Genomic DNA, 23307 nt, shown 5'->3' on the forward strand with positions numbered 1-23307 from the left:
CCGCCCGCCACGAGCGCGTGCGCGAACCGGATCTGCGCCCCCGAGACCCGGTACCCCCAGTTGGAGCCCCAGTGGATGGAGGCGACGGCGAGGTCGCCGGGCCGCTTCGCGCGGCGGACCCGCTCGGCGACCGCCGCCGCCACGTCCTCGGAGAGGTCGTCGACGAAGTCCACGCCGGAGCGGCTCGCGGTCGCCGCCCACTGCTCCGGGATGCCGCTGGAGGCCATGCCGAACGAGAAGAACAGCAGCCGCCCGCCGCCCGGCAGCGGCACGGCCACCGGCGCCCGCGCCTCGTCCGCGTCCCGCCCGGCGCCGGCGGCGGGCAGGCCGGCGGCGGCGAGCGCGTCCAGGGTCTCGGCGAGGCCCGCGCGGCCGAAGTCCAGGACGTGGTTGTTGGCGAGCGCGCACGCGTCCGGACGGGCCGCGGCCAGACAGGGCAGGTTGGCCGGGTTCATGCGGTAGTGGACGCCCTTGCCGGGGGCGAACTCGCCGTCGCATGTCACGCTCGTCTCCAGATTGAGCAGCCGGGCGTCGGGAGCGGCCTCGTCGAGCAGCGCGAGCGCCTCGCCCCAAGGCCAGGCGACGTCCACCGGGCTCGGGATCCGCCCGTTCACCGCCTCGGCCAGTTCGACGTACGTCCGGGCGTCGCCGACGTACGACTCGCGCAGCGCGGGGTCGCCGGGGTGCGGCAGGATCTGGTCCACACCGCGGCCGAGCATGACGTCGCCGCCGAGGAACAGCGTCACCGGACGCGGGCCCATACCTCCATGCTATGCCGAGCGAAAATAGAACAAGTTCTTGCCAGCGCGCCACCGGTCGGTGATGCTGAGGCGCATGGATCCGACCACGCTCGAAGAGATCCGGCAGGTGAAGTACCGCTACCTGCGCTGCCTGGACCTCAAACTCTGGGACGACTTCGCCGACACCTTCACCGACGACGCCGTCACGGCGTACGACACCCCCATGCTCCGCGAGCCGCTGCGCCTGGCCGGGCGGGACGCCATCCTCGGCTACATGCGCGCCAACCTGGGCGCCGGAATGATCACTACGCATCTCGTCAGCCACCCCGAGATCGAGGTCGGCGGCGACGAGGCCACGGGGAGCTGGTGTCTGGAGGACACGGTCATCGTCATGGAGCACCGGCTGCTGATCCGGGGCGCCGGCTACTACCGGGACACCTACCGGCGCTGCCCGGACGGGCGGTGGCGGATCAGCGCCACCGGCCACGAGCGGACGTACGAGTTCTCCGTCTCCTTCGACGACCTGCCGAGCCTGCGGTTCAGCGCGAACCGCTGGGCGTCTCCCGCCGGGGCCTGACCGGCGGCCTGCCGCCGAGCTCGGCGGTGACCGCGCTCGCGGCCGCCGCCAGCTCGGCGCCGCGCCGGGCGATCTCCGCGCCGGTGACGGACGCGCCGACGTGCAGGGTCAGCACCATCTCCTGCCCGCCGCCGGCGTCGTACGTGGGTGCGGCGACGAGGTGCACCGGGTGCCTGCGCCGCGGATCGAGGTCGGCGCCCAGGTAGACGCGCTCTCCGAGGCTTGACACCATCTCGCCGACCAGCGCGCGCACCTCCTGCGGCAGCTCGTACGCCGCGACCCCGGCCATCAGCGAGTGGAGCCGCATGCCGGCCGGCGTGAGGCTCTCCACGAGGTATCCGGCCTCCCGGCACCGCTCGACCACGGCGCGCAGGTGCTCGCGGTCCATCCGAACCGGCAGCGTCGGCTCCCTGCCCAGCCACCGGTCGAGCCCCTCGTCGGGGCCCCACAGCACGTACATCAGCCCGACCGGAGGGGCGAACGGGTAGCGCTCGCCCACCTTGACCGGCGGCGCGCCGGGCGGGACCACCGCCTCCAGGATCATGATCTCGTCGCCGACCACGGCCGAGGCGGTGCACGTCACGCCGTACCGCTCGGACAGCGGCGCGAGGTGCCGCCGCGCGACGTCGCCGGAGACGAGTTCCCCCTGCGCGGCCCGGCCGGCCGCGACGAGGGCGGGGCCGAGGCCGTACGTCAGCGTGCGCGGGTCGCGCACCAGGTAACCGGCCGCGACCAGCTCGGTGAGGATGCCGAGGCACGTCGGCTTGCTGATGTCCAGCTCGCGGGCGAGCGCGGACAGGCCGAGGCGGCGGCCCCGGGCGGCGACGAGGTGGTCGATGACGGCGACCACGCGCTGGGTCGGCGGCGAGCGCCTGGGCATCGCCATTGACCACCTCCTAGAACCAGTTCTACTCTCACCTGGACGACAACCTACCGCTTCGGTACATATTTGTACCGTGATCCGAGGGAGTCCGGTGGCCACGCAGACATTCGCCGAGGCGATCGCCGAGGCCGAGCGGATCATCCGCTCGGCGCCGCACGTGCGGACCGAGCAGGATCTGGCCGAGGGGCTCGACTACCTCGCCGGCAGCATCAAGGCGTCGCTGCACCTGGCCTGGGCCTACGAGCGCGACTTCCCGTTCTTCGTCGCCTCGACCGGGCCGTACGCCAAGCTCGGCCTGGACAACCCCGACACGCTCTACTTCCACGCCTACATCCGGGACGACGCGGAATACGTGGTCACCGGGCGGCGCGGCACCACCTCCGACCTCAGCTTCCAGGTGCTCAACGGCGACTACTCCCCGGCGCGCTCGCCCGACAGCCTCGCCGCGTTCGACGACCGCGACATCGAGATCGCCCCGGACGGGACGTACGAGCTGCGCTTCGGGCCGGCCGGGTCGGACGGCGGACCGAACCGCTTCACCCTCGGGCCCGGCTCGGCGATGCTGGTCGTGCGCGAGGTCTTCAGCGACTGGGAGAACGAGCGGCCGGGCGAGATCCGGCTGCACCGCGCCGACACGCTCGGCTCCGCTCCCCCGCCGCGCTCGCCCGAGGCGATGGCCAAGCGCTACGACGTGGCCGGCCGGATCCTGGTCTCGCGGCTGCGCACGTTCCTCGCCTTCCCCGAGTGGCACTACCTCTCGCTGCCGGTCAACACGATGACGGAGCCGCGGCCCACGCCCGGCGGCCTGGCGACGCAGTACTCCTCGGTCGGGCACTACGACCTCGACGACGACCAGGTCCTGGTGATCACGGTGCCGGCCGCCGCCCGCACGGACGCGCCGTACCAGGGCTTCCAGCTAGGCAGCATGTGGTACGTCTCGCTGGACTACATCAACCACCAGACGAGCCTGACCGCCGACCAGGCGCGGATCGATCCCGACGGGATGATCCGATACGTCGTCAGCGAGCGCGACCCCGGCGTGGCCAACTGGATCGAGCGCACCGGGCACCGCCGCGGGTACCTGCAGTTCCGCTGGCAGCGGCTCGCGCGGGAGCTCAAACCGGAGGACGGCCCGGAGGTGGAGGTGCTCCCGTTCGACGAGCTGCCGCGACGCCTCCCCCATTACGAACGACAGCGGGTGAGCGCGGCGGAATGGGCGGAGCGCATCGCCGCCCGCCAGATCGCCGTCGCGAGAAGGATGCTGGGCTGATGGCCGCGCAGGACTCCATGGAGGACCCGATGTCGCTGGAGGGCAAGGTCGTCGTCGTCTCAGGTGTGGGGCCGGGCCTCGGCCGCGCCCTCGCCGTACGGTCCGCGCAGGCCGGAGCCGACGTGGTGCTGGCCGCGCGCACCGAGTCCCGGCTGGCCGAGGTGGCCGAGGAGGTCGCGGCGCTCGGCCGCCGCGCCCTGTCCGTGCCGACCGACATCACCGACGAAGCCTCGTGCCGCCGGCTGGCGGACGCCGCCCTGGAGGCGTACGGCCGGGTGGACGGCCTGGTGAACAACGCCTTCGCGATCCCGCCGCTGGCCGACCTCGGCACGGTCGACCTCGACGCGGTGCGGGCCGGCTTCGAGACGAACGTGCTCTCCACGCTGCGGCTGACCCGCCTCCTCACGCCCGCGCTCGCCGAGGGCGGCGGCTCCGTCGTGATGGTCAACTCGGCGGTGCTGCGGCACTCGCGGCGCACATTCGGCGCGTACAAGATGGCGAAGACGGCGCTGCTCTCCCTCGCGCAGAGCCTGGCGACGGAGCTGGGGCCGCAGGGTGTGCGGGTCAACTCCATCGCGCCCGGATACATCTGGGCGGACAACCTGAAGTGGTACTTCCGGTCCCTCGCCCGGGAGCGCGGCGTCACCACACGGCAGGTGTACGACGAGACGGCCGCGACGACCGACCTGCGCCGGCTGCCCGAGCCCGACGAGGTCGCCGACGTCGCGGTGTTCCTGCTGTCCCCGGCGGCCCGGGCGGTCACCGGGCAGTGCCTGGACGTCAACTGCGGCGAGTGGCACCACTGACCCGGAGGTTCGCGATGACCACAGGACGCGACGCCGTCCGTACGGATGTCGGCACGGTCGAGGACCTGCACGCCTCGGCCCGCAAGATCACCGGCCTGGCCGACTTCGGCGAGGACGACTACCTGGACGGCCTGGAGGTGCTGCTCGACTCCTATGCGAGGGAGGCGGCGCTCACCCCGCTGGGCAGCCGGGCGCAGCGCTCCTTCCTGCGCGGCGCGCTGGCCGCCCGGCTGTGGTCGGAGGACGCGTGGCGGCGGCACCCGGAGCACGCGGACGTGGCCGTCGAGCGGCCGATCTTCGTCACCGGGCTGCCGCGCACCGGGACCACGGCGCTGCACCGGCTGCTCACCGCCGACCCCGCGCACCAGGGGCTGGAGGTGTGGCTGGCCGAGGCGCCGCAGCCGCGCCCGCCGCGCGAGACGTGGGCGGACGACCCCGTCTACCGGGCGATCCAGTCCGGCTACGAGCGGCACCACGTGGCGAACCCCGAGTTCATGGGGGTGCACTACATATCGGCCGACATGGTGGAGGAGTGCTGGCAGCTCCTGCGCCAGTCGATGCGGTCGATCTCGTTCGAGTGCCTCGCCCACATCCCGGCGTACTCGGCCTGGCTGGACGGGCAGGACTGGACGCCGGCCTACCGCCGGCACCGGCGCAACCTCCAGCTCATCGGGCTCCGCGACGCCGGCCGGCGCTGGGTCCTGAAGAACCCGAGCCACCTGTTCGCCCTCGACGCGCTCCTGGCGGTCTATCCGGACGCGCTCGTCATCCAGACGCACCGCTCCCCGCGTACGGCGATGGCGTCTATGTGCAGCCTGGCCGCGCACGCGACCGCGGGCTGGTCGGAGGCGTTCACCGGGGCGGTGATCGGGCGGGACCAGCTCGACCTGTGGAGCCGCGGCCTGGACCGGTTCCGCGCCGAACGCGCCAAGCACGACCAGGCGCGCTTCTTCGACGTCCACTACGACGACTTCGTCCGCGATCCCATGGGCACGATCGAGGCCGTCTACGCCCACTTCGGGCTGCGTCTCGGCGACGAGGCGCGGGCCGCCATGGCGGGGGTGCACGACGAGAGCCGCTCCGGCCCGCGCCGACCGGCGCACCGGTACGCGCTGTCGGACTTCGGCCTGACCGGCGAGGAGATCGACGAGCGGTTCGCCGGCTACGTGGCCAGCCTGACGTGCTGACCCGGGATCGGCATCGATGACGCTGGTGGAGTGACGGACGGGAGCGGGTTCGCGGTACGCCGACACCGAACGGGGTAACGACGACCTCGCGCGAACCGGCCACCGGGGAACGTGGCGGAGCGCTCAGTCCGGGACGGCGTCGCCGGACGACGCGCCGAGCGGTTTCGCGCGGACGTGCATGCGCTCGCCCTGCGGGCCGAACAGGCTGAGGACCTCCACCGGCGCCTCCCCGGTGCTGCCGAACCAGTGCGGCAGCCGGGTGTCGAACTCCGCGGCCTCCCCCGTTTTGAGCACGATGTCGTGATCGGCGAGCACCAGCCGCAGCTTCCCCCTCAGCACGTACAGCCACTCGTAGCCCTCGTGCGTACGCGGCTCGGGCGTGCTGCGGGTGGCGTCAATGATCATCTTGAACGCCTGCGGCCCGCCGGCGTGCTGGGTCAGCGGCATGATCGTCGAGTCCCACTGCTTGATCGGCTTCAACCGCACCCGCGGGTCACCGACCTGCGGCGCGCCCACGAGTTCGTCGAGCGGCACCTGGTAGGCGCGCGCGAGCGGCAGCAGCAGCTCCAGGTTGGGCCTGCGCTCGCCGGATTCGAGCCGGGACAGGGTGCTGACCGAGATGTCGGTGGCCTCCGCGAGCTGGTTCAGGGTGATCCCGCGCTCCTTGCGCAGCGCGCGCAGCCGCGGGCCCACGGCGGCCAGGACCGCGGCGTCGTCGTTGTTTGCCATATCGGCAATATAACTTGTCGCTTCGGCAGGCGAGAGAGCACCGTATGGACCCATGAGCGAGAGGAGACCCACGGTGGACGAGACCTACGACGTGGTCGTGGTGGGCGGCGGCGCGGCCGGCCTCAGCGGCGCCCTGGCCCTGGCCCGGGCGCGCCGCTCGGTGCTGGTGATCGACGACGGACGGCCGCGCAACGCGCCCGCCGGCCACGTGCACAACTACCTGACCCGGGAGGGCACGCCCCCCGCCGAGCTGGCGGCGGCCGGGCGGGACGAGGTGACCCGGTACGGCGGACAGGTCGTCACCGCGCGGGTCGAGGCCGCCGCGAAGGACGGCGACGGCTTCCTGGTGACGCTGGACGACGCGCGCCGCGTGCGGGCGCGGCGGCTGCTGGTGACCACCGGCGTCGTGGACGAGCTGCCGGACGTGCCGGGGCTGGCCGAGCGCTGGGGTCGCGACGTGCTGCACTGCCCGTACTGCCACGGCTGGGAGGTCCGCGACCGGCGCATCGGCGTCCTGGCGACCGGGCCAATGGCCTGGCACCAGGCGGAGATGTGGCGGCAGTGGAGCCCGGACGTGCTGGTCCTGCTGCACCACACCGCGCAGCCGAACGCGGAGCAGGCCGAGCGGCTGGCGGCGCGCGGGATCGTCGTCGTGGACGGCCCGGTCGCGGGGGTGGAGACGGACGGCGACATCCTCACCGGCGTACGGCTGGCCTCTGGCGAGGTCGTCGCGCTCGACGCGGTGGTGGTCGCGTCGCGGCTGTCCGCCCGCGCGGACGTCGTGGAGTCGCTCGGCCTGAAAACGGTCGACGTGGAGATGGGCGGTCACGTCGTGGGCACCCGGGTCCCCGCCGACCCCACCGGAGCCACCGCCGTCCCCGGCGTGTGGGTGGCGGGCAACGTGGCCGACGTACAGGCTCAGGTGATCTCGTCCGCCGCCGCGGGCCTGACGGCCGGCGCCGCGATCAACGCCGACCTCATCGCCGAGGACACCCGCGACGCCGTCGAGGCGTACCGGCACCAGGTGCGGACGACGTTCGAGCGGGACGCCTGGGAGGAGCGCTACCGCGGCCGCCCGGCGCTGTGGAGTGGCCGCCCCAACCCGCAGCTCGTAGCCGAAGCCGCCGAGCTCACCCCCGGACGTGCGCTGGACGTCGGCTGCGGCGAGGGCGCCGACGCGGTGTGGCTCGCCGAACGCGGGTGGCGCGTCACCGCGGTGGACATCTCCACCACCGCGCTGGAGCGGGCCGCCGCTCACGCCGCCACCGCGGGCGCGCAGGTCGCCGACCGCATCACGTGGACGCACGCCGACCTGCGCGACCAGCCGCCCGCCGAGGGCGCGTACGACCTGGTGTCGGCGCAGTTCATGCACCTGCCCGGCGACGCGAGGCGGGAGCTGTACGCGCGACTGGCCGCCGCGGTGGCACCCGGCGGGATCCTGCTGATCGTCGGCCACCACCCGTCCGACCTCTGGACCACCGCCCGCCGAGGGGTGTTCCCTGACGCGATGTTCACCGGCGAGGAGATCGCCGCCGAGCTGGACCCCACCGTGTGGCAGGTGCTGGCGGCCGAGAGCCGCCCGCGCCCGGCGACGGACCCTCAGGGGCGGCCCATCACCGTCCATGACGCCGTCCTGGTCGCACGCCGCTCGCTCACCCCCCAGGCGTCCGCCGCCTGACCCGGTACGGCTTCAGCTCGTACCGGACCCTCATGTCACCCCGACCGGGGCGGCCGGGGCCGTCGGCGGACCACCGCCGGACCCGGGCCCGGCCGCCCCGGCGCCGTACGAGCGCGAGGCAGGCGTCCACCGGCTCCTTCCAGCGACGTCGCGCCCTCCGGAGATGCGGGCCGGATGCCGTCCTCTCCGTGTAACCGTGCGCTGGCGTGGAACAACGTGGGCATATGTCGTGAATTGCGGTGAATATCCCGATTGCGCGGCCGCGGCCGGCGTCGCCGCCGAGCCGGTGACCGGCAGGGCTGGTGCACACAGGAGATCGCCGATGGAACTGTCGCGGAGAGAGTTCGAACGCCTGATGCTCGGCGCGGGCCTCGCCGCGTCCGGGATCGGCTTCAGGGACGGCCCCGACGGGCGACCGGCCAAGTACGTCGACGCGGTGCCGAAGCTGCCGGTCGCAACTCCGCGGCGTTCGGTCTATCCCGGGGCGGACTACTACGAGGTGACGATTCGGCAGGGGCGGTGGCGGTTCCACCGGGACCTGCCGGCCGTCCCAACGTGGGGGTACTGGGCGTCGGGCGACGCCGAACCGGCCGGACTGGGATATCTCGGCCCGACGCTGATCGCCGACCGCGATCGCCCGGTCGTGGTGCGCTACCGCAACCGCCTGCCGGACCGCCACCTGCTGCAGTCCGCGGTCGATGTCACGATGTGGAAGAACGTCCCCGGCGTCCCTCCTGATCCCCCGGGCGGGCGCATGCCACAGAACTTCCCCGAGAGAACGACCACCTGGACCGTCACCCACCTGCACGGCGGGTTCAACTTCTCGGACTCCGACGGCGGCCCGGAGGCGTGGTTCACGCCGGACGGCCGCCACGGCCCCGACTACCGCACATTGCCGGACGCCAAGCCGGATGAGGCGATCTACGCCTACACCAATCACCAGCCGGCGACCGCATTGTGGTACCACGACCACGCGATGGCGATCAACCGGCTGAACATCTACGCCGGTCTGGCCGGTCTCTACCTGATCCGGGACGCGTACGAGGAGAGCCTGGGGCTGCCGCGGGGCGACTTCGAGGTGCCGCTGATCCTGCAGGACCGCGACTTCACCGCCGACGGCGCGCTGTCGTATCCCGACAAGGGTCCGACCCCCTACCACCCCCGCTGGAATCCCAACTTCTTCGGCCGCATACCGGTGGTGAACGGCAAGGCCTACCCCTACCTGGCGGTCGAGCCGCGCCGCTACCGGCTGCGCCTGCTCAACGCCTCCAACCAGCGCTTCTTCCACCTGTGGTTCCAGGACGGCGCGACCGCCCGGCCGTTCTGGCTGATCGGCACCGACGGCGGACTACGTGCCGCGCCGCTGCCGCTGACCACCGTCTGGCTGCCGCCCGCCGCGCGGATCGATCTGATCCTGGACCTGACCGGCGTCCCGCGAGGCAGGCGGATCACCATGATGAACGACGCCGCCACCCCGTTCCCGAACAACGACAAGCCCACCCCGATGCCGGAGATCATGCAGCTCCGGCTGACCCGCCCACTGTCCGACCCCGACCGCACGACGCCCCCGGAGCGGCTCCGGCTGGCCCCGATCCCGGCGCTGCGGCCGACGCCGGGTCTGCCCAGCCGGGAGTTCGTGCTGATCGCCAACAAGGACGCCGCCGGGAAGTCGACGCACCTGGCCATCAACCAGCGCTTCTTCGACGAGCCCATCGAGGAGTTCCCCAAGGCCGGGACCACCGAGGTCTGGGAGTACGTCAACCTGTCCGCCGACGGCCACCCGATGCACGTCCATCTGGTCCAGTTCCAGATCCTGAACCGGCAGCCGCTCAACGCCGACGCGTACCGGGCCGCGTACGCGAAGTGGATCGCCGCCGGCCGTCCCGCCGCGGGCAGGCCCCGGCTCGACCGCTACCTGACCGGCAAGGCGACGGAACCGGCGGCCGAGGAGGTCGGCTGGAAGGACATCGTCATCGCGCCTCCGGGCATGGTCAGCCGGATCGCCCTGAGATTCGACCTGCCCACCCCGCTCGCCATGGTCCCCGGGACCGGCGTCTACCCCGCAACATACGTCCAGCACTGCCACATGCTGGAACACGAGGACAACGAGATGATGCGCCCGTGGCAGGTCGTGCCGTAGCCCCCCGGCGCGAGGGCCGGACGGGCGGCGCTCACTCCCACTCCGGGATCGCGGCCAGGTTGAGGACGTCGTAGTCGTCGCCCTGCTTCGCGTCCCAGAAGAAGACCTCGGTGGGCGACGACGAGGCGCCCTGCCCGTAGGAGCCCGACCTCCCGTCCGGGCTGAGCGCCGTGATCCCGCCCGCCTTACCCGTGGCGAGGTCGTAGATCATGCTCGTCGTGTCCTGGTACACCTCGACGAAGCGGCCACCGTGGACCTCCGGCTCGGTCATGGTCCACGGCACACGCCTCAGGTCCGACCCGTCGACGCGCACCGCGACGGCTCCCCCGCCCTGGCGGCCGACGCACCACTCCCTGGAGCAGCGCAGACCGGTGGCGCCCGGCGGCGGGACGATGTTCTGCCGCACGCCGGTGCGCAGGTCGACCAGCACGTTCTGGTTGGCGGCCAGCAGCCCCGTCTCGATGTCGGTCGCCGCCGGGACGTTGCGGGCCCACGGCCACGACGCCAGCCACAGCCCGTCCGTTCCCGGGATCTTCTCGGCCTTGCCGCCGCCGATCGGCATGCGGTAGACGCCGCCTCTCTCGGGCGACCAGACGACGTGGTCCCCGCTCACCCCGAAGCGGTCGATCCCAGCGGGAGCGCCGGTCACCTCGCCGACCCGGATCGGATCCCCACCCCGCCGGGGCGCCACCCAGAAGTCCGCCCAGCTCTGCGGGTTCTGCGGCCTCCTGCCGTACCACGCGATGTAGTCCTCGCCCACCTCCACGCCGCCCTGGACGTATCCGTCGCTTCCGGGGACCAGCGTGACGAGGGTCCGGCTCCGGCCCGACTTCATGTCGTAGACGTCGAACCGCTTCGGCTCCTCGAACGACGGCCCGGCGGTGAGGAGGATCTCGGTGGGTCCGAGCGCGGTGACCGGCCGATAGCCGAGTCCGTCCGCGGACTTCTTCGGGAGCGACGCGACCGCCTCCGGCCACACCGTCCGCGCGCCCTCGGCCCGCCCGGCGGCGGCACCGGTCGTCCGCTCCGCCGTACCGGGCGTCGCGCTCTGTCCGGGAACGTCGGTACGGTGGCCGGCGCGGACCACGGCGACGGCCCCCGACGCGACGGCCACGACGCCGATGACGGCCAGGGCCACCCGCCCGCGCCTCCCGACTCCGCGGGGTCGGGCCCGAGCGTCGCCGGGTCCGGGCGCTACGACCGGGTCCTGTTCCGTTCCCACACTTCCTCCATCAAGATCAGGCGGTGCCGGATCCGCAGCGTGCCGAGAGAGCGACTGTCACTCTGCGGTCATCATCGGTGTCGGGCCAGGGGCCATCGGAGCGAGGCCGAGGTCGGCCAGCGCGGCCGCGCCACGCTCGGCGTGGTCGCCGCCGGCGAGCACCAGGGTGCGCAGCGACTGATAGCGGCAGCCGGCGGCGTCGAAGAGGACCTCCTGCCATTCGCGCCGGGCGTCATGGTCGTCGCGGAGGCCGTGGATCATCGCCACCGCGGCCACCGCCGGGCAGAGGAGCGACCGGGCGGGGCTGCCCGCCCGCCGCCACGCGTCGAGGATCCGGACGCTGCCGGTGAGCACCTCGTCGACGTTGCCCGCCAGCGCATCAACCATCAGCAGCCGGCACGTAGCGCGGTGACCGACCTCCGCCAGCGATGGATGGTCGGCCAGTTGGCGTGCCCATCGGCGGGCGCCTGGCACATCCCCCGCCCCGAGGCCGGACTCGGTGACTATACCGAGCGCGTCGATCAGCTCATGGGTGCCGGCCGGCGAGATCGGCCGGGATGACAGGAGCACCGAGATGCACAGCCCTGCCGCGATCTCAGCGTTGCTGAGGTGGGCCCCGATCAGCTCCAGCACCTCGGCTTCCCGAGGCGAGATCTCCACTCCTGCCACCACCGTCCCAGTTTGCCGCACTTCTTCCTGGCCCCATCCGCAGTGACCACCGCCCGCGATCCGTGCCGTCGATCCGTGCCGTCGATCCGTGGAAGGTTCCGTGGCCGCCACGGATGTGGGGTGAACCGGTCAGAAGAGAAGCTCTGAATGCGCACACAGCGGCTCGATATGACCCACGACTACAGGAGTGATCATGACCGGATCTTCCACTCAGGGAATCAAGACCGTGCTGCACCCCGTGTCCGACCTGGCGAAGGCCAAGGCGGTGTACGCGGCCCTGTTCGGTGTCGCGCCGCAGGCCGACTCGCCCTACTACGTCGGCTTCGAGTCCGAGGGCCAGCACATCGGGCTGGTGCCGGGCGGTGGACCGCAGGGCATGACCTCGCCGGTGGCCTACTGGCACGTATCGGACATCGAGGCGAAGCTGGCCGAGGTGACCGCCGCGGGGGCCACCGTGAAGGAGGCCGCGCACGATGTCGGTGGCGGCCGTCTGGTGGCCACCGTCATCGACCCCGACGGCAACGTCCTCGGGCTGATCCAGGACCTGTGAGCGTCAGCCTTCCCCCGCCACATCCGCCGCGTACCGGCCGCCGACAAGACGACGAATCCCCCTCGCTCAAAGGACCTGCCATGACCTCCTTCGCATCCGTCACCCTGGAAGTCGCCCACCCAGAGGCCGCGGACGCCTTCTACACAGCCTTCGGTTTGGGCTCTTACGTGAACGTACGCGCCTCGGATGCGCCGACGACCGGCTTCCGTGGGTTCGCTCTGTCACTCGTGGTGTCCCAGCCGGGCAACGTCGACGCCTTCATCGGCGCCGCCCTCGACGCCGGTGCCACGACGCTGAAGCCGGCCACGAAGGGGTTCTGGGGCTACGGCGGCGTCGTACGCGCCCCGGACGGGACGATCTGCAAGATCGCGTCCTCGAAGAAGAAGGACACCGGCCCCGCCGCCCGGCACATCGACCAGGTCGCGCTCCTCTTGGGAGTGGCGGACGTCAAGGCGAGCAAGCGGTTCTACGTCGACCGCGGCCTGGCCGTGGCGAAGAGCTTCGGCGGCAAGTACGTCGAGTTCGACACTCCGTCGTCGGCCGTCACGCTGGCGCTCTACCCGCGCCACGCCCTCGCCAAGGACACCGGCGTCCCCCAGGACGGCACCGGATCGCACCGGATCGTGATCGGCGGCGGTGCCGGCCCCTTCACCGACCCGGACGGGTTCGTATGGGAGGCCGCGTCCGTCTGAGGCAGGCGGCGGTGCGCACCACGACAGGGCCGTGGATCTCCGGGCATGCGTCACGCCGCGGAGATCCACGGGTCGACCGCCACACTCAGCGGGTTACGGCTTCCTGCGGTTAGGTCACCCAGGTCGCCGGGTCGCGGTCCCCGTACTTCAGGTACACCTCGCGAGCCATGCCATGGCTGCGGTGCACTGACGTCAGGCGTCCTCGCGCCGCCGTGACCGGCCGCTGACGTCAACAGCGCCCGGTGAACCGTCCGGTGGTATGCCTAGCGGCGGCCGAACAGGGCCATCCGGCTGATCATGGCCTCGGCGGCGAGGTGGTAGCAGATCGTGACGCAGCCCAGGACCTCGCGGGGCGTGGCGAAGGTGGCGGCGAGCGTCTTGTCGGCGATCCTGCGCACGCCCGGGATCTGCGCCCCCATCTCGGCCGCGGGCGTGCTCGGCATGTCGATCTCCAGCTCAAGGGTCTCGGGCATCGGCAGCGGCGCCAACTCCCCGGCTCCCCGTACGGTCTCCGCCGCCGCCTCCCGGATCAGCCGCCTGGCCTCGGCCGGGGAGAGGCTGTCCGCGGCGGTGTGCCCGTGCGCGACCTTGACGGCGACCGTACGCACGCCGGGGAAGGCCTTCTCCGCGACGCCGCAGATGACGTCGTCCCCGGTGAGCAACCCCACCGGGACGCCGACCGCGGCGGCCTGCAACGCGTTGACCTCGGCCTCCGACACCGGCCGGCCGTTCAGCCGTACCTCGTAGAAGTGCGAGGAGTAGGTGTGGGCGAGCACGCCCGGCGAGCCGGCGGCGGCGTGGTAGCCGAGGAACATGGCCACGTCGTGCTCGGCCGCGATGCCCTCGGCCATGCAGTCCAGCTTGGGACTGCCGAAGATCAGCCGGGCCCGCGGATCGAGTTCGTCGTGCAGCAGGTTGTCCATGGTGCCGTGGCTGTCGTTGATCAGCACGCTGTCGGCTCCGGCCTCGAAGGCGCCCTCGATGGCGGCGTTGGCCTCGGCGGTCATCAGCCGCTGCGATCGCGGATACCCGTGTCCGCCGCGAACGACCTGGTCCATGGTGGCGATGCCACCCACGCCCTCCATGTCGATGGAGATGTAGACCTGCACTGACTACTCCTTTCCTTGGCCGCCGTTCACAGGGTTTCACCCCGGAGGACGGCAGGCTTTGGCGTCGAGACCGAAGCTGAGTGCCCACCTTGGGTGTCCCGCACAGCGCATGGAATCAGCATCCCCGGCGAGCGGCGGCCGCCACACTCGTGAGGTACTTCCCCCGATCCGACCGGCCCGGCACGGTGGAACCCAGCCCGCAGCATCGGCCGCCGGCCCCGCGAGGAGGCATCCATGGACTTCGGCACCTGGCCTCACCTGCTCGTCGTCGATGTGGAGGGCAACGGGGCCACCCCGCCCGACCTCGTCGAGGTCGCCGCCGTTCCCATCGCCGCCGGCCGGCCGGTGCCGGAGGCGGCCCGCCGCACCCTGGTCCGGCCGCCGCGGCCCATCACCCCGTTCGCGACCCGCGTCCACCGCATCACCAATCAGGACGTGGCGGGCGCCCCTTCGCCTACGCCGCCATCCCGCTGACCGGCATCGGCGGCCGGCGTCACCGGGCGGGATTCGACGCGCACGCCACCGCGCTGCTTCTGCTCGACCTCGCCCGCCACTACCCCACGTGGGACGCCCTCACGGCGGCGGCCGTCCCGCCCGGCCTCGCCTCCCCACGCCACGAGGAGCCGACCTTGTGGTGACCGCCCGATCGGCGGGCAGGACCCGAGCGCCACGGCTCCATACCGTACCGTATGGTATGGTCCGAGGGGCAGGACGAACGACGGGACGCGCACATGGCGAGCAGGCAGGACTGGCTTGAGGCGGGGCTCACGGTGCTGAGCGAGGACGGTGCGCCCGCGCTGACCATCGAGCGGCTGTGCGGGCGGCTCGGTCTCACGAAGGGCTCCTTCTACCACCACTTCAAGGGCATGGCAGGGTTCAAGACGGGACTTCTCGCGCACTTCGCGGCGGAGTACACCACCCGCTACATCGACGAGGTGGAACGCTCGGGCGGCTCTCCCCTGGCCAGGCTGGAGCACCTTCTCACTCTGGTCCTGGCCGAGGAGGACGAGCGCTCCCGCGTGGAGATCGCCGTACGGGCCTGGGCGGCGCAGGACGGCGAGGTCCGGGCCACGCAGGAACGCGTGGACGCCCTGCGCCTCGACTATCTGCGGTCGTTGTGGCGGGAGGCCGGCGGCGCCGAGGCCGACGCCGTACCCATGGCACGCCTGCTCTACCTGGTGCTGATCGGCGCGGGTCAGGTGGTCCCGCCGGTGGCGGCGAGCGACCTGCGCGAGGTGTACGAGCTGGCCATGCGTCTGGCACCGGACGGCCGGACGCGGAATCCCAGCCAGGCGGCGGGCAACGTGGCGACGCCGGAGGCCGACTCGTGAGCGGGCTGCCTCGCGGCCAGTCACCGGCTCCGCTGCGGAGGTTCGGCCTGCCCCGGTTCGCCGGGGTGCGCCCGGAGGTGCCTGCCCGGCCGGTGCTGTCCGTGTCAGGCGTGGTACGGAGGCCGGCCCAGATCGAGCTCGCCGAGCTGCTCGCGCTGCCGGGTCGCCGGGAGCAGGTCAGTGACCTGCACTGTGTGACGACCTGGAGCGCGACCGGTCTGCGCTGGGGCGGCGTCCCGTTCAGGGCGGTGCACCAGGCGCTCGCGGCACGGGTACGTCCGCACCCGAGGTGCGCCTGGGTGACCTTCACCGGGCTGGACGGCTACCGGAGTTGTCTGACGCTGGCCGACGCGCTCGCCGAGGACGTCCTGCTCGCGGACACGCTCGACGGCGTGCCGCTGACCGGGGACCAGGGCGCTCCGGCGCGTCTGGTCGCTCCCGCGCACTACGGCTACAAGAGCGTCCGGCATGTCTGCGCGGTCGAGTACCGGCTGAGCTACGACCCCGGATCGGCGGGCCCACTGGGCCACCGCAGGGGCCGGGTCGAGAAGGAGGAGCGCAGCGCGCTACTCCCCGGCTGGGTGTGGCGGCGGGTGTGGCGCGCGCTCGTCCCCCGCGTGCGCCGCCGTTACGACGGCGACGTCTCCGACCCGGGATCCGCAGGCGTCTGACACAGGATCTTTCCAAGTGGGCCGCCGACCAGGGACATCAGGCGAGCTCTCAGCGGCGATCGCCAGCGCGAGCGCTACCGGTCCGAGTAGCGCCGCTCTGGCCCGAACAGGCCGTGTTATGAGCGGCTCGACGGGCCTGTTCACCGCAAGGTCCGCGCGCTGCTCGCCCGGCGTCCGCTCCAGCGCGGCTCAGCTGAATCGCAGCCCGCGCAAGCCCCCGCCGCTGACCAGCAACTCGCCCTCCACCAGCCGCAACGTGAACGGACCCGCCTCCCACATCCCGTCCGGAGCCGGGCTTGCCGGAAGCTCCAGGGTGCGGCCGACGCGCAACACGCCGTCGCGCACGCTCGCCCGTACGCCGAGCTCCTCGCTGAACCAGGCGCCGTCGGGCATCTGCTCGCCGGAGGGCGGCTTCGCCGGGTGGAACGTGACCGGCCGGTGCGCCGCCATGATCGAGCCCAGCACCAGCGAGTCGCCGCTGAACTCCAGCCACTCGCGGTCTTGCTGTCCCTGCCCGTGCCAGCGACCGTCGGCGGCCGCCCTGAACTCCCCGACGTCCTTCAACGTGAGGCCTTCACCGGTGGCGGTCTCGACAGTGAGCGTCGCGTCACTCACGGGGTCGTACCAGTGCGCGTGCCGGGGCACGGGCAGCCGCGCAGGCTCGCGGGCGGCTCGCCCAGCAGGAGACGCGCCAGCCGGTCATTCAGCGCCAGCGGGTCGATGACCCGCTGATTGGACAGCACCGCGAGGCCGAGATCCTCGCTGGGCAGGTAGAGCAGGTCCGACAGGTAGCCGGGCACACCGCCCGCGTGTCCGAAGGCGGGCCGTCCCGCCACCTCGTGGTGGTAGACGCCGAACGCGTATGGCAACACCGTGCCGTCGGCCAGCACCGCCCGCTCCAGCAGCGCATCACGCAGATCCGTACCGAGCACCCGGCCGTCGGCCAGGAAGCCGAACCAGGGAGCCAGATCCCGCACACTGCTGACCAGGCCGCCGGCGCCCACGACGCTCTCCTGCGTGTCGGCCCGGAGCGGCACGCCCTCCTCGTTGGCGTAGCCGTACGCCAGCCGGGGCAGCGGCAGCGAGGCGTCGTCCCTGAACACCGAGTCGTCCATGCCGAGCGGAGCGAACAGGCGCTCGCGGGCGAAGGCGGCCAGCGACTGTCCGCTGACCCGGCGCACGACCACGGCGGACAGGACGTATCCCGTGTTGGAGTAGGAGAAGTCGGTGCCCGGCGCGAACGTGGTCGTGCGCAGGCCCGCGAGCACCTCAAGCAGCCGCTGCTCGTTCATCCCCTCCAGCGGATGTCCGGTCAGCGCCACCACCGCGTACCACTCGGGCAGACCACCCGTGTGCTGCAGGCACTGCCGCAGCGTCACCGGGACCGCCAGGTTCAACTCGGGCACGTGAGTGCGTACGTCGTCGTCAAGGCTCAGCCTGCCGTCGCGGGCCAGCAGCAGCACGCATGCGGCGGTGAACTGCTTACTGGCGCTGGCGATGTCGAAGCGGGTGTCGGCGTCGATCGGCACGCCGAACTCCACGCACGCCGTACCCGCGGCTGTGGTGAGCAGCGCGTCCCCTCCGGAGTAGACGCCTGCCGCGAGGCCGGGAGTGCCGAGGTCGACGAGCGAGAACACCTCGCGTTCCACCAGTTGGAGTTCCATGCCTGGCAGTATCTGCACTCAACCGCCGACCCGCGTTGGCGCAGGCGTTCAAGATGAGAACCGATCTTCGGCCTGCGCTCCAACCCGGAGACGCGGCGCCCTCCGCGGCCGCGACGAGTCGCGGCCCCCCTGTTACCAAACGGCCGACAAGAGGGTGGTTTCGGGGTCGCCGGTGGAGACGACGCGCCGGTACCACTCGTTGGACAGCATCTGGGCACGGGCCCGCTCCGGCAGCGAGGTCAGCAGGGTCATCGACGCGCCGCGCTCGACCTCGGACTCGTGCGCCTGCATCGCCGCCCATTTGCGCTCGGCCCAAGGTGTCACGTCGAGGTGGGTGGTGACCTGGTCGTCAGGGACACCCGGCAGCGTCTGTCCCGGGTCGGGGGCCGCTCCGAATACCTCCTGCCAGTGAGACACCACAACGGATCGCGGGATGGTCGCCAGGTAGAGAGCGCGCGGTCGCCAGGGGGCGCCCGCGCCGGGGTGGAGCTGGTCGTAACCGGCCGCTTCGACCGCGGCCATGGTGACCCGGTGCGCGTGGATGTGGTCGGGGTGCCCGTAGCCGCCGTACCCGTCGAAGGTGAGCACGACGTCGGGTCTGAAGTCCCTGATGTGTTCGACCAGCCGTCCCACCGCCTCGTCGAAAGGCACGTCCAGGAAACGCGAGCTGCCGGGCGCGGACTCGGGCTTTCCCGCGTCCGCGTAGCCCAGCAGCCTCGGCTTGTCGGCGCCGAGGATGGCGAGGGAGCGCTCCAGCTCACCGGCCCGGTGCGTGCTTTCCGCCCAGGTGCAGGTCACCACCGCGGTCCTGGCACCCTCGTCGGCGTACCTGGCAAGGGTTCCACCCGTCCAGATCGCCTCGTCGTCCGGGTGGGCATGGACACACATCAAACCGAAGTCCACCGCAGCCCTCCTCCTAATACTCCAGCCGTAGATCGTGATCTTGTGAGTGGGGGCGCCGCTGATATGGCGCGGCCACCATTGACCATCCCGACGAGACCGGCCGCGCCATCGGCGGCGTCCATCCCTCTCTGCCTAATTGAGTCCACCGAGACGAAGGGCATCCTCGATCTCGCTCAGCTTCGCGGACGGCAGGACGCCCGCCTGCCCGATCAGGTCTTCCCTGGCCAGGGTGACCAGCCAAGTGCAAGGGATGAGGTCGGGACGTGGAAGTGCGACTCTCAGGACGCCTTCGAGAGGCAGTCCTTCGGGGGCACCTACTGCCACCTCAACGGCCACGCCGCTGAGATCGGTGCCCGCGGGAGCGACGATCTGCATCGCCAAGAAACCGGACGCCTCTTCTCCCGACAGCAGTACGACTGCCCGCTGCTCGTTGAAATCTGCCCACCAGACTTCGCCACGTCGCATATGTCCTCCTGATACGGGACGGCGCGCCTGCGTCGCCCCTTCGACCGCCGCCTACTCCAGGCACAGATCGTAATGTTGGCTGGTCAGGGCCTGTGAGAAGACGGCTGCGGCCACCGATGATCATCGTGAGCTGTGTGGACAAACGAAGATCATGCGGTGGCCGCAGCTCACAGCGTAGACCCTGCCCGGTGGCAGGAGGCGTTCGAGGGTCTGATGGGCCGGATAGCGGCGAGGTTCGCGCGGGTCGAACCACGCCTTCGGACGCGGGACTTCGTGCGCGGGCTGCTGGCGGACCTGCCGCGGAAGAACTGCTGGACAATCGCCGAGTGGGCCGGGGAGGCGAGTCCTGATGGCATGCAGCACCTGCTGGGCCGGGCCAAGTGGGATGCCGATGCGGTACGCGATGACGTACGGGAGTACGTGGTGGAGCATCTGCACGACCCAGATGCGGTCCTGGTCGTCGACGAGACCGGGGACGTGAAGAAGGGCACGCACACCGTCGGGGTGCAGCGCCAGTACACCGGCACCGCCGGCAGGATCGAGAACTCCCAGGTCGCCGTCTATCTCGTCTACGCGGGCCGCCGCGGACACGCGGCAGTGGACCGCGAGCTGTACATTCCGCGCTCGTGGACATGCGACCCGGACCGCTGCCGGGCTGCGGGCCTGGACGAGGACACCGTCTTCGCGACCAAGCCGGAGCTGGCCGCCCGCATGATCGGCCGGTTCCTTGACTCCGGGCACCGCGCGGACTGGGTGGCGGGGGACGAGGTCTACGGCGGCAACCCGAAACTGCGGTCCGCGCTGGAAGAGCGCGGGGTCGGCTACGTGCTCGCCGTCGCCTGCTCCCACGAAGTCACCACCGCGGCCGGGAAGTTCCGAGCGGATGCCCTGGCCGCCAAGGTGCCCAAGCGGGCCTGGCAGAAGCTATCGGCAGGGGCCGGCGCCAAGGGGCACCGCTTCTACGACTGGGCCGTCATCAACCTGGCCGAACCCCGGCCCGGCAGCCACCAGCTCCTGATCCGCCGCAACCGCACCACCGGTGAACTGGCCTACTACCGCTGTTGGTCGCCCGCCCCGGCGCCCCTGACCACGCTGGTCCGCGTCGCCGGGTCAAGATGGCGGGTGGAGGAAACCTTCCAGACCGGAAAGGGCCTGGCTGGACTGGACGAGCACCAGGTTCGCCGCTTCACCTCCTGGTCCCGCTGGGTCACCCTGACCATGCTCGCTCACGCCTTCCTCGCCGTCGTCCGCGCCGACGAACACGCCCGCCATCCCGCCCCGGACGAGCTGATCCCGCTCACCTGCAACGAGATCCAGCGACTGTTCACGACGCTGATCGTCCGGCCCGTGCACGATCCAGCCCACCGGCTCCGCTGGTCCGCCTGGCGCCGCCGCCACCAGGCCCGAGCCAGGCCAGCCATTACCGCCGACAAGCCGCGAATCAGACATGAAGATCACGATCTACGGCTGGAGTACTAATGATCCATGGCTGCTGATCGCAGCGCCGACAACACATTGACCGTTGATGATCCACGGTGCCACAGCCACCGAACGCCCCGCGTACGATCTTGGCGTTCCAGGGCCGCGAGGCACCGGCGCGGCGACCTCCCGCCGGGCAGGATGAGCGGGTCGACGACGACGTCCTGCTGCTCCGTCCCCCTGGAGGGCTCGTGCTCAGACCCTTACTCATGTCCATCACCCTGGCGGTGCCCGCGCTTGTCTCCGTAGCGGGGCCGGTTGAATCGGCGGCCGCCGGCGTCTCCTCACGGCTCCTCGCGGATGACGCCTTCCAACAGGACTGCCTCAAGGCGCACAACACCTATCGCGCGCGGCACGGGGTACCCGCGATGCAGACCTCGCCGGCGATCGTCGACTGGGCCCAGCAGTGGGCCGACCACATCGCCTCGACGGGGAACTTCGCGCACCGCAGCCCCAACAAGTACGGGGAGAATCTGCACCTCGCCGCGTCTTCCGGAGGGAAAGTGGCCGCCTGCGCTGACGCTGTCAGTGCCTGGTACAACGAGATCAAGGACTACGACTTCAACGACCCCGACAACATGGGGAGCTTCACGAAGTGGGGCCTGTTCACCCAGGTGGTGTGGAAGTCGTCGACCCAGTTGGGCTGCGCACGGGCCACCCGCACAGGATCCAGCTGGACCACGACGTACATCGTCTGCAACTACAACCCGGCCGGCAACTACATGGGGCAATTCGGCTCCAACGTCCCTCGGCCTATCAGGTAACCGGTTCGGTCACGAGCAGCGCCGCCGACGCCGGCGGAGCTTGAAGTGGACATGTCGGCGAACGCCTGTCTCCCCTCTCCGAGCTTCTCGCACCCTTGCGGCGGCTCTCACACGCCGCTGCCCCTCGACCTCGCGCGTTTCCCGATCGACGATCTTTGCGAGTTCGTCGAGCGGAGGACGATGAAGCTCGACCCCGGTTTGTGGAAGTACCACTCGAAGAACTGCTTGACCACCTGCGAGCGACCTCGACCGGCGCGGCACCGACCGCCACACCGTATTTCCGCAACCCGTTCCAGATTATGACCGGCGCATTCTGCGGAAGTCATAATCGCACGGACGGTCATTGCCGTGGATGGATGAATTAACGACGTGGGTCTGCCGGCGCGGCGAGACGGTGCTCGGCGAAACGAGCGTCACCGATGCGCTTTCTTCACGAGCAAGGCTTTACGGCGTCGTAACGCCGGTCGTCCCTGAGCTTTTCCGTCCGGCGAAGTGGGTCGCGGTATGTCGCGAACGGCGTGGGCGACCGATGGCATGGCCCGGTAGCTCTCCGAAAGACGCGGGGCGGCCGCGATCGAGAAGCTCCTGGGGCTACCCGCTGTGCCACGTATCCTCCTCGGCCCCTGGCCGACGAGGACGCCGCAGGGAGTGCCCTCCGGGTCTGTCCAGATCGACCTGGCGAACAGCCTGCATAGCTCCGGTTGATCATTCCGACCGGCACGAATGTGAACATTTGGTGAGATAGGTGGTTATCAGTACGCGGGCGAGGCCAACGTCCCGTCCAGAACGGTGCGGAATCGCAGCGACGCGCCGGAGCCCCGAATTCTGTTTCCGAAAAGAGGTAATCAGCCCCAATCGAGCCCTTTGCCTGTTACGGGTGTCCGGTCCGGCGCGGCGCCCTCTACCGTGAGGACAGGTCAACACGCCGTTTCGGCGTCTTCCCGGAAGACCGATTCGACGCTCCGTCAATCAGTAGTGACTGAGACCAGGCCGAGCATCCAGCAGGTCCGGTGTCACGTGAGACCCAGCCCCGCGCATGAGCGGGAGCGTGGAACCATCACCATCACACGGAGTGATCTTCATGCTCAGACAAGCTCTCGCCGCCGGCGTAATGGTGGCTTCCGCCCTCACTGTTCCGATCGCCCTCTCCTCCCAGCCCGCGAACGCGGCCGTCACCCCCTCCGCGATCGCCGCGTCGAACGTCACAGGCTCCGTAGTCAGCTGCTGGTCCGGAAATGGCTGCGGGGCCTGGCATCACCGTAAGGCGCGAGTCGTCCGCAAGGTGCTCGTCCAGGAGCGCCTCTACGTCGAGAAGCCGAGGCTCCGCAGGACCTACGTCAAGGAAGTCCGCGTCGCCAAGCATCCGCGGATGCGGCGGGCGTACGTCGAGCGCCGGGCATATGTCCAGCGGCCTGTGCTCCGCAGACACTTCGTCCAGATCTCACACCCGCGCATGCGACGCGCATACGTCCAGCACGTGACGTACGCCCAGCGCCCCGCACTCCGCAGGCACTTCGTCCAGCGGGCATACGTCGAACACCCGCGCATGCGACGCGCATACGTCCAGCACGTGACGTACGCCCAGCGCCCCACACTCCGCAGGCACTTCGTCCAGCGGGCATACGTCGAACACCCGCGGATGCGGCGCGCATACGTCCAGCGCATGACGTACGCCCAGCGCCCCACACTCCGCAGGCACTTCGTCCAGCGGGCATACGTCGAACACCCGCGCATGCGACGCGCATACGTCCAGCGCGCGGCGTACGTCCAGCGGCCGG

23 protein-coding genes and 1 pseudogene are annotated in these 23307 nt (G+C 71.1%); 14 read left to right on the top strand and 10 right to left on the bottom strand.

Translation table 11 applies throughout. From position 1 onward, the window contains the following. The coding region (locus tag AWQ68_RS20500) for a CapA family protein (RefSeq protein ID WP_066942719.1) at positions 1-761 on the bottom strand (761 nt) is incomplete at its 3' end. Positions 762-834: 73 nt separating this feature from the next. Between AWQ68_RS20500 and AWQ68_RS20505 the strand changes: the two genes are divergently transcribed. After that, complete coding sequence (locus tag AWQ68_RS20505; protein ID WP_066942538.1) at positions 835-1317, top strand: nuclear transport factor 2 family protein; 483 nt, start codon at positions 835-837, stop codon at positions 1315-1317. Here the strand turns inward: AWQ68_RS20505 and AWQ68_RS20510 are convergent. After that, complete coding sequence (locus AWQ68_RS20510; protein WP_218006943.1) at positions 1280-2203, bottom strand: IclR family transcriptional regulator; 924 nt, start codon at positions 2201-2203, stop codon at positions 1280-1282. The two genes, AWQ68_RS20505 and AWQ68_RS20510, sit on opposite strands and share 38 nt — an antisense overlap. An 88-nt stretch (positions 2204-2291) precedes the next feature. On the opposite strand from AWQ68_RS20510, the gene AWQ68_RS20515 reads away from it, so the two are divergent. From AWQ68_RS20515 to AWQ68_RS20525, 3 genes are read left to right on the top strand one after another with little or no spacing between them, the layout of a single operon-like run. Further along, positions 2292-3470: a hypothetical protein gene (locus tag AWQ68_RS20515; RefSeq protein WP_066942540.1), complete on the top strand. Its 1179-nt coding sequence runs from the start codon at positions 2292-2294 to the stop codon at positions 3468-3470. Next, complete coding sequence (locus tag AWQ68_RS20520) at positions 3470-4276, top strand: SDR family oxidoreductase (RefSeq protein WP_245656009.1); 807 nt, start codon at positions 3470-3472, stop codon at positions 4274-4276. The genes AWQ68_RS20515 and AWQ68_RS20520 overlap by 1 nt, the downstream gene beginning before the upstream one ends. 14 nt (positions 4277-4290) lie before the next feature. Further along, positions 4291-5463, top strand: a complete 1173-nt coding sequence (locus AWQ68_RS20525) for a sulfotransferase family protein (RefSeq protein ID WP_066942542.1) — start codon at positions 4291-4293, stop codon at positions 5461-5463. Positions 5464-5586: 123 nt separating this feature from the next. Here AWQ68_RS20525 and AWQ68_RS20530 read toward each other — a convergent pair whose 3' ends face one another. After that, positions 5587-6192 carry a helix-turn-helix domain-containing protein gene (locus AWQ68_RS20530; RefSeq protein ID WP_066942544.1) on the bottom strand — a complete coding sequence of 202 codons (606 nt, stop codon included), beginning with the start codon at positions 6190-6192 and terminating at the stop codon, positions 5587-5589. 52 nt (positions 6193-6244) lie between these two features. On the opposite strand from AWQ68_RS20530, the gene AWQ68_RS20535 reads away from it, so the two are divergent. Continuing rightward, positions 6245-7870 (top strand): bifunctional NAD(P)/FAD-dependent oxidoreductase/class I SAM-dependent methyltransferase, encoded by a 1626-nt coding sequence (locus AWQ68_RS20535; protein ID WP_084464221.1) that lies wholly within the window; start codon positions 6245-6247, stop codon positions 7868-7870. Positions 7871-8192: 322 nt separating this feature from the next. Beyond that, positions 8193-10010 carry a multicopper oxidase family protein gene (locus tag AWQ68_RS20540; protein WP_218006945.1) on the top strand — a complete coding sequence of 606 codons (1818 nt, stop codon included), beginning with the start codon at positions 8193-8195 and terminating at the stop codon, positions 10008-10010. 31 nt (positions 10011-10041) lie between these two features. Here the strand turns inward: AWQ68_RS20540 and AWQ68_RS20545 are convergent, their stop codons facing one another. Continuing rightward, a complete protein-coding gene (locus AWQ68_RS20545; RefSeq protein ID WP_066942548.1) occupies positions 10042-11148 on the bottom strand; it encodes a hypothetical protein in 1107 nt (368 codons plus the stop codon). 141 nt (positions 11149-11289) lie between these two features. After that, positions 11290-11904, bottom strand: coding sequence for a helix-turn-helix domain-containing protein (locus tag AWQ68_RS20550; RefSeq protein ID WP_245656010.1), 615 nt, complete (start codon positions 11902-11904; stop codon positions 11290-11292). A 190-nt stretch (positions 11905-12094) separates the two neighbouring features. Here AWQ68_RS20550 and AWQ68_RS20555 point away from each other — a divergent pair, with 190 nt between their 5' ends. Then, positions 12095-12451 (top strand): VOC family protein, encoded by a 357-nt coding sequence (locus tag AWQ68_RS20555; RefSeq protein ID WP_066942552.1) that lies wholly within the window; start codon positions 12095-12097, stop codon positions 12449-12451. 80 nt (positions 12452-12531) lie between these two features. After that, entirely contained in the window at positions 12532-13143 is a 612-nt protein-coding gene (locus tag AWQ68_RS20560; RefSeq protein WP_066942554.1) for a VOC family protein, read from the top strand. 263 nt (positions 13144-13406) lie between these two features. Here AWQ68_RS20560 and AWQ68_RS20565 read toward each other — a convergent pair whose 3' ends face one another. Continuing rightward, positions 13407-14252, bottom strand: a complete 846-nt coding sequence (locus AWQ68_RS20565; RefSeq protein WP_066942556.1) for a M55 family metallopeptidase — start codon at positions 14250-14252, stop codon at positions 13407-13409. A 234-nt stretch (positions 14253-14486) separates the two neighbouring features. Here AWQ68_RS20565 and AWQ68_RS20570 point away from each other — a divergent pair, with 234 nt between their 5' ends. The 3 genes from AWQ68_RS20570 to AWQ68_RS20580 all read left to right on the top strand — a co-directional run bounded on the left by AWQ68_RS20570 (position 14487) and on the right by AWQ68_RS20580 (position 16254). Next, positions 14487-14726: a 3'-5' exonuclease gene (locus AWQ68_RS20570; RefSeq protein WP_066942558.1), complete on the top strand. Its 240-nt coding sequence runs from the start codon at positions 14487-14489 to the stop codon at positions 14724-14726. Between the two features lie 215 nt (positions 14727-14941). Next, entirely contained in the window at positions 14942-15583 is a 642-nt protein-coding gene (locus tag AWQ68_RS20575) for a TetR/AcrR family transcriptional regulator (protein ID WP_066942561.1), read from the top strand. Next, a complete protein-coding gene (locus AWQ68_RS20580; protein ID WP_066942563.1) occupies positions 15580-16254 on the top strand; it encodes a molybdopterin-dependent oxidoreductase in 675 nt (224 codons plus the stop codon). The genes AWQ68_RS20575 and AWQ68_RS20580 overlap by 4 nt, the downstream gene beginning before the upstream one ends. Positions 16255-16443: 189 nt before the next feature. Here the strand turns inward: AWQ68_RS20580 and AWQ68_RS20585 are convergent, their stop codons facing one another. The 4 genes from AWQ68_RS20585 to AWQ68_RS41085 form a co-directional block, all read right to left on the bottom strand. Next, entirely contained in the window at positions 16444-16869 is a 426-nt protein-coding gene (locus AWQ68_RS20585) for a hypothetical protein (RefSeq protein WP_157545523.1), read from the bottom strand. Then, positions 16866-17918: a serine hydrolase domain-containing protein gene (locus AWQ68_RS20590; RefSeq protein WP_066942567.1), complete on the bottom strand. Its 1053-nt coding sequence runs from the start codon at positions 17916-17918 to the stop codon at positions 16866-16868. Before AWQ68_RS20590 ends, AWQ68_RS20585 begins: the two co-directional genes overlap by 4 nt. A gap of 132 nt (positions 17919-18050) precedes the next feature. Continuing rightward, positions 18051-18821 (bottom strand): PIG-L family deacetylase, encoded by a 771-nt coding sequence (locus tag AWQ68_RS20595; protein ID WP_218006946.1) that lies wholly within the window; start codon positions 18819-18821, stop codon positions 18051-18053. Between the two features lie 132 nt (positions 18822-18953). Further along, complete coding sequence (locus tag AWQ68_RS41085; protein ID WP_084464222.1) at positions 18954-19286, bottom strand: type II toxin-antitoxin system PemK/MazF family toxin; 333 nt, start codon at positions 19284-19286, stop codon at positions 18954-18956. A 213-nt stretch (positions 19287-19499) separates the two neighbouring features. Here AWQ68_RS41085 and AWQ68_RS20605 point away from each other — a divergent pair. From AWQ68_RS20605 to AWQ68_RS43600, 3 genes and pseudogenes are all read left to right on the top strand, one after another. Beyond that, positions 19500-20737: pseudogene (locus AWQ68_RS20605) on the top strand (IS701 family transposase). Positions 20738-20974: 237 nt separating this feature from the next. After that, positions 20975-21529, top strand: a complete 555-nt coding sequence (locus AWQ68_RS20610; protein ID WP_066942571.1) for a CAP family protein — start codon at positions 20975-20977, stop codon at positions 21527-21529. A gap of 1081 nt (positions 21530-22610) precedes the next feature. Further along, positions 22611-23307, top strand: a 697-nt coding sequence (locus AWQ68_RS43600) for a hypothetical protein (protein WP_218006947.1), incomplete at its 3' end; no start/stop codon positions are given.

The sequence above is a fragment of the Microtetraspora fusca genome (genome assembly GCF_001570365.1).
Lineage (GTDB): Bacteria > Actinomycetota > Actinomycetes > Streptosporangiales > Streptosporangiaceae > Microtetraspora > Microtetraspora fusca.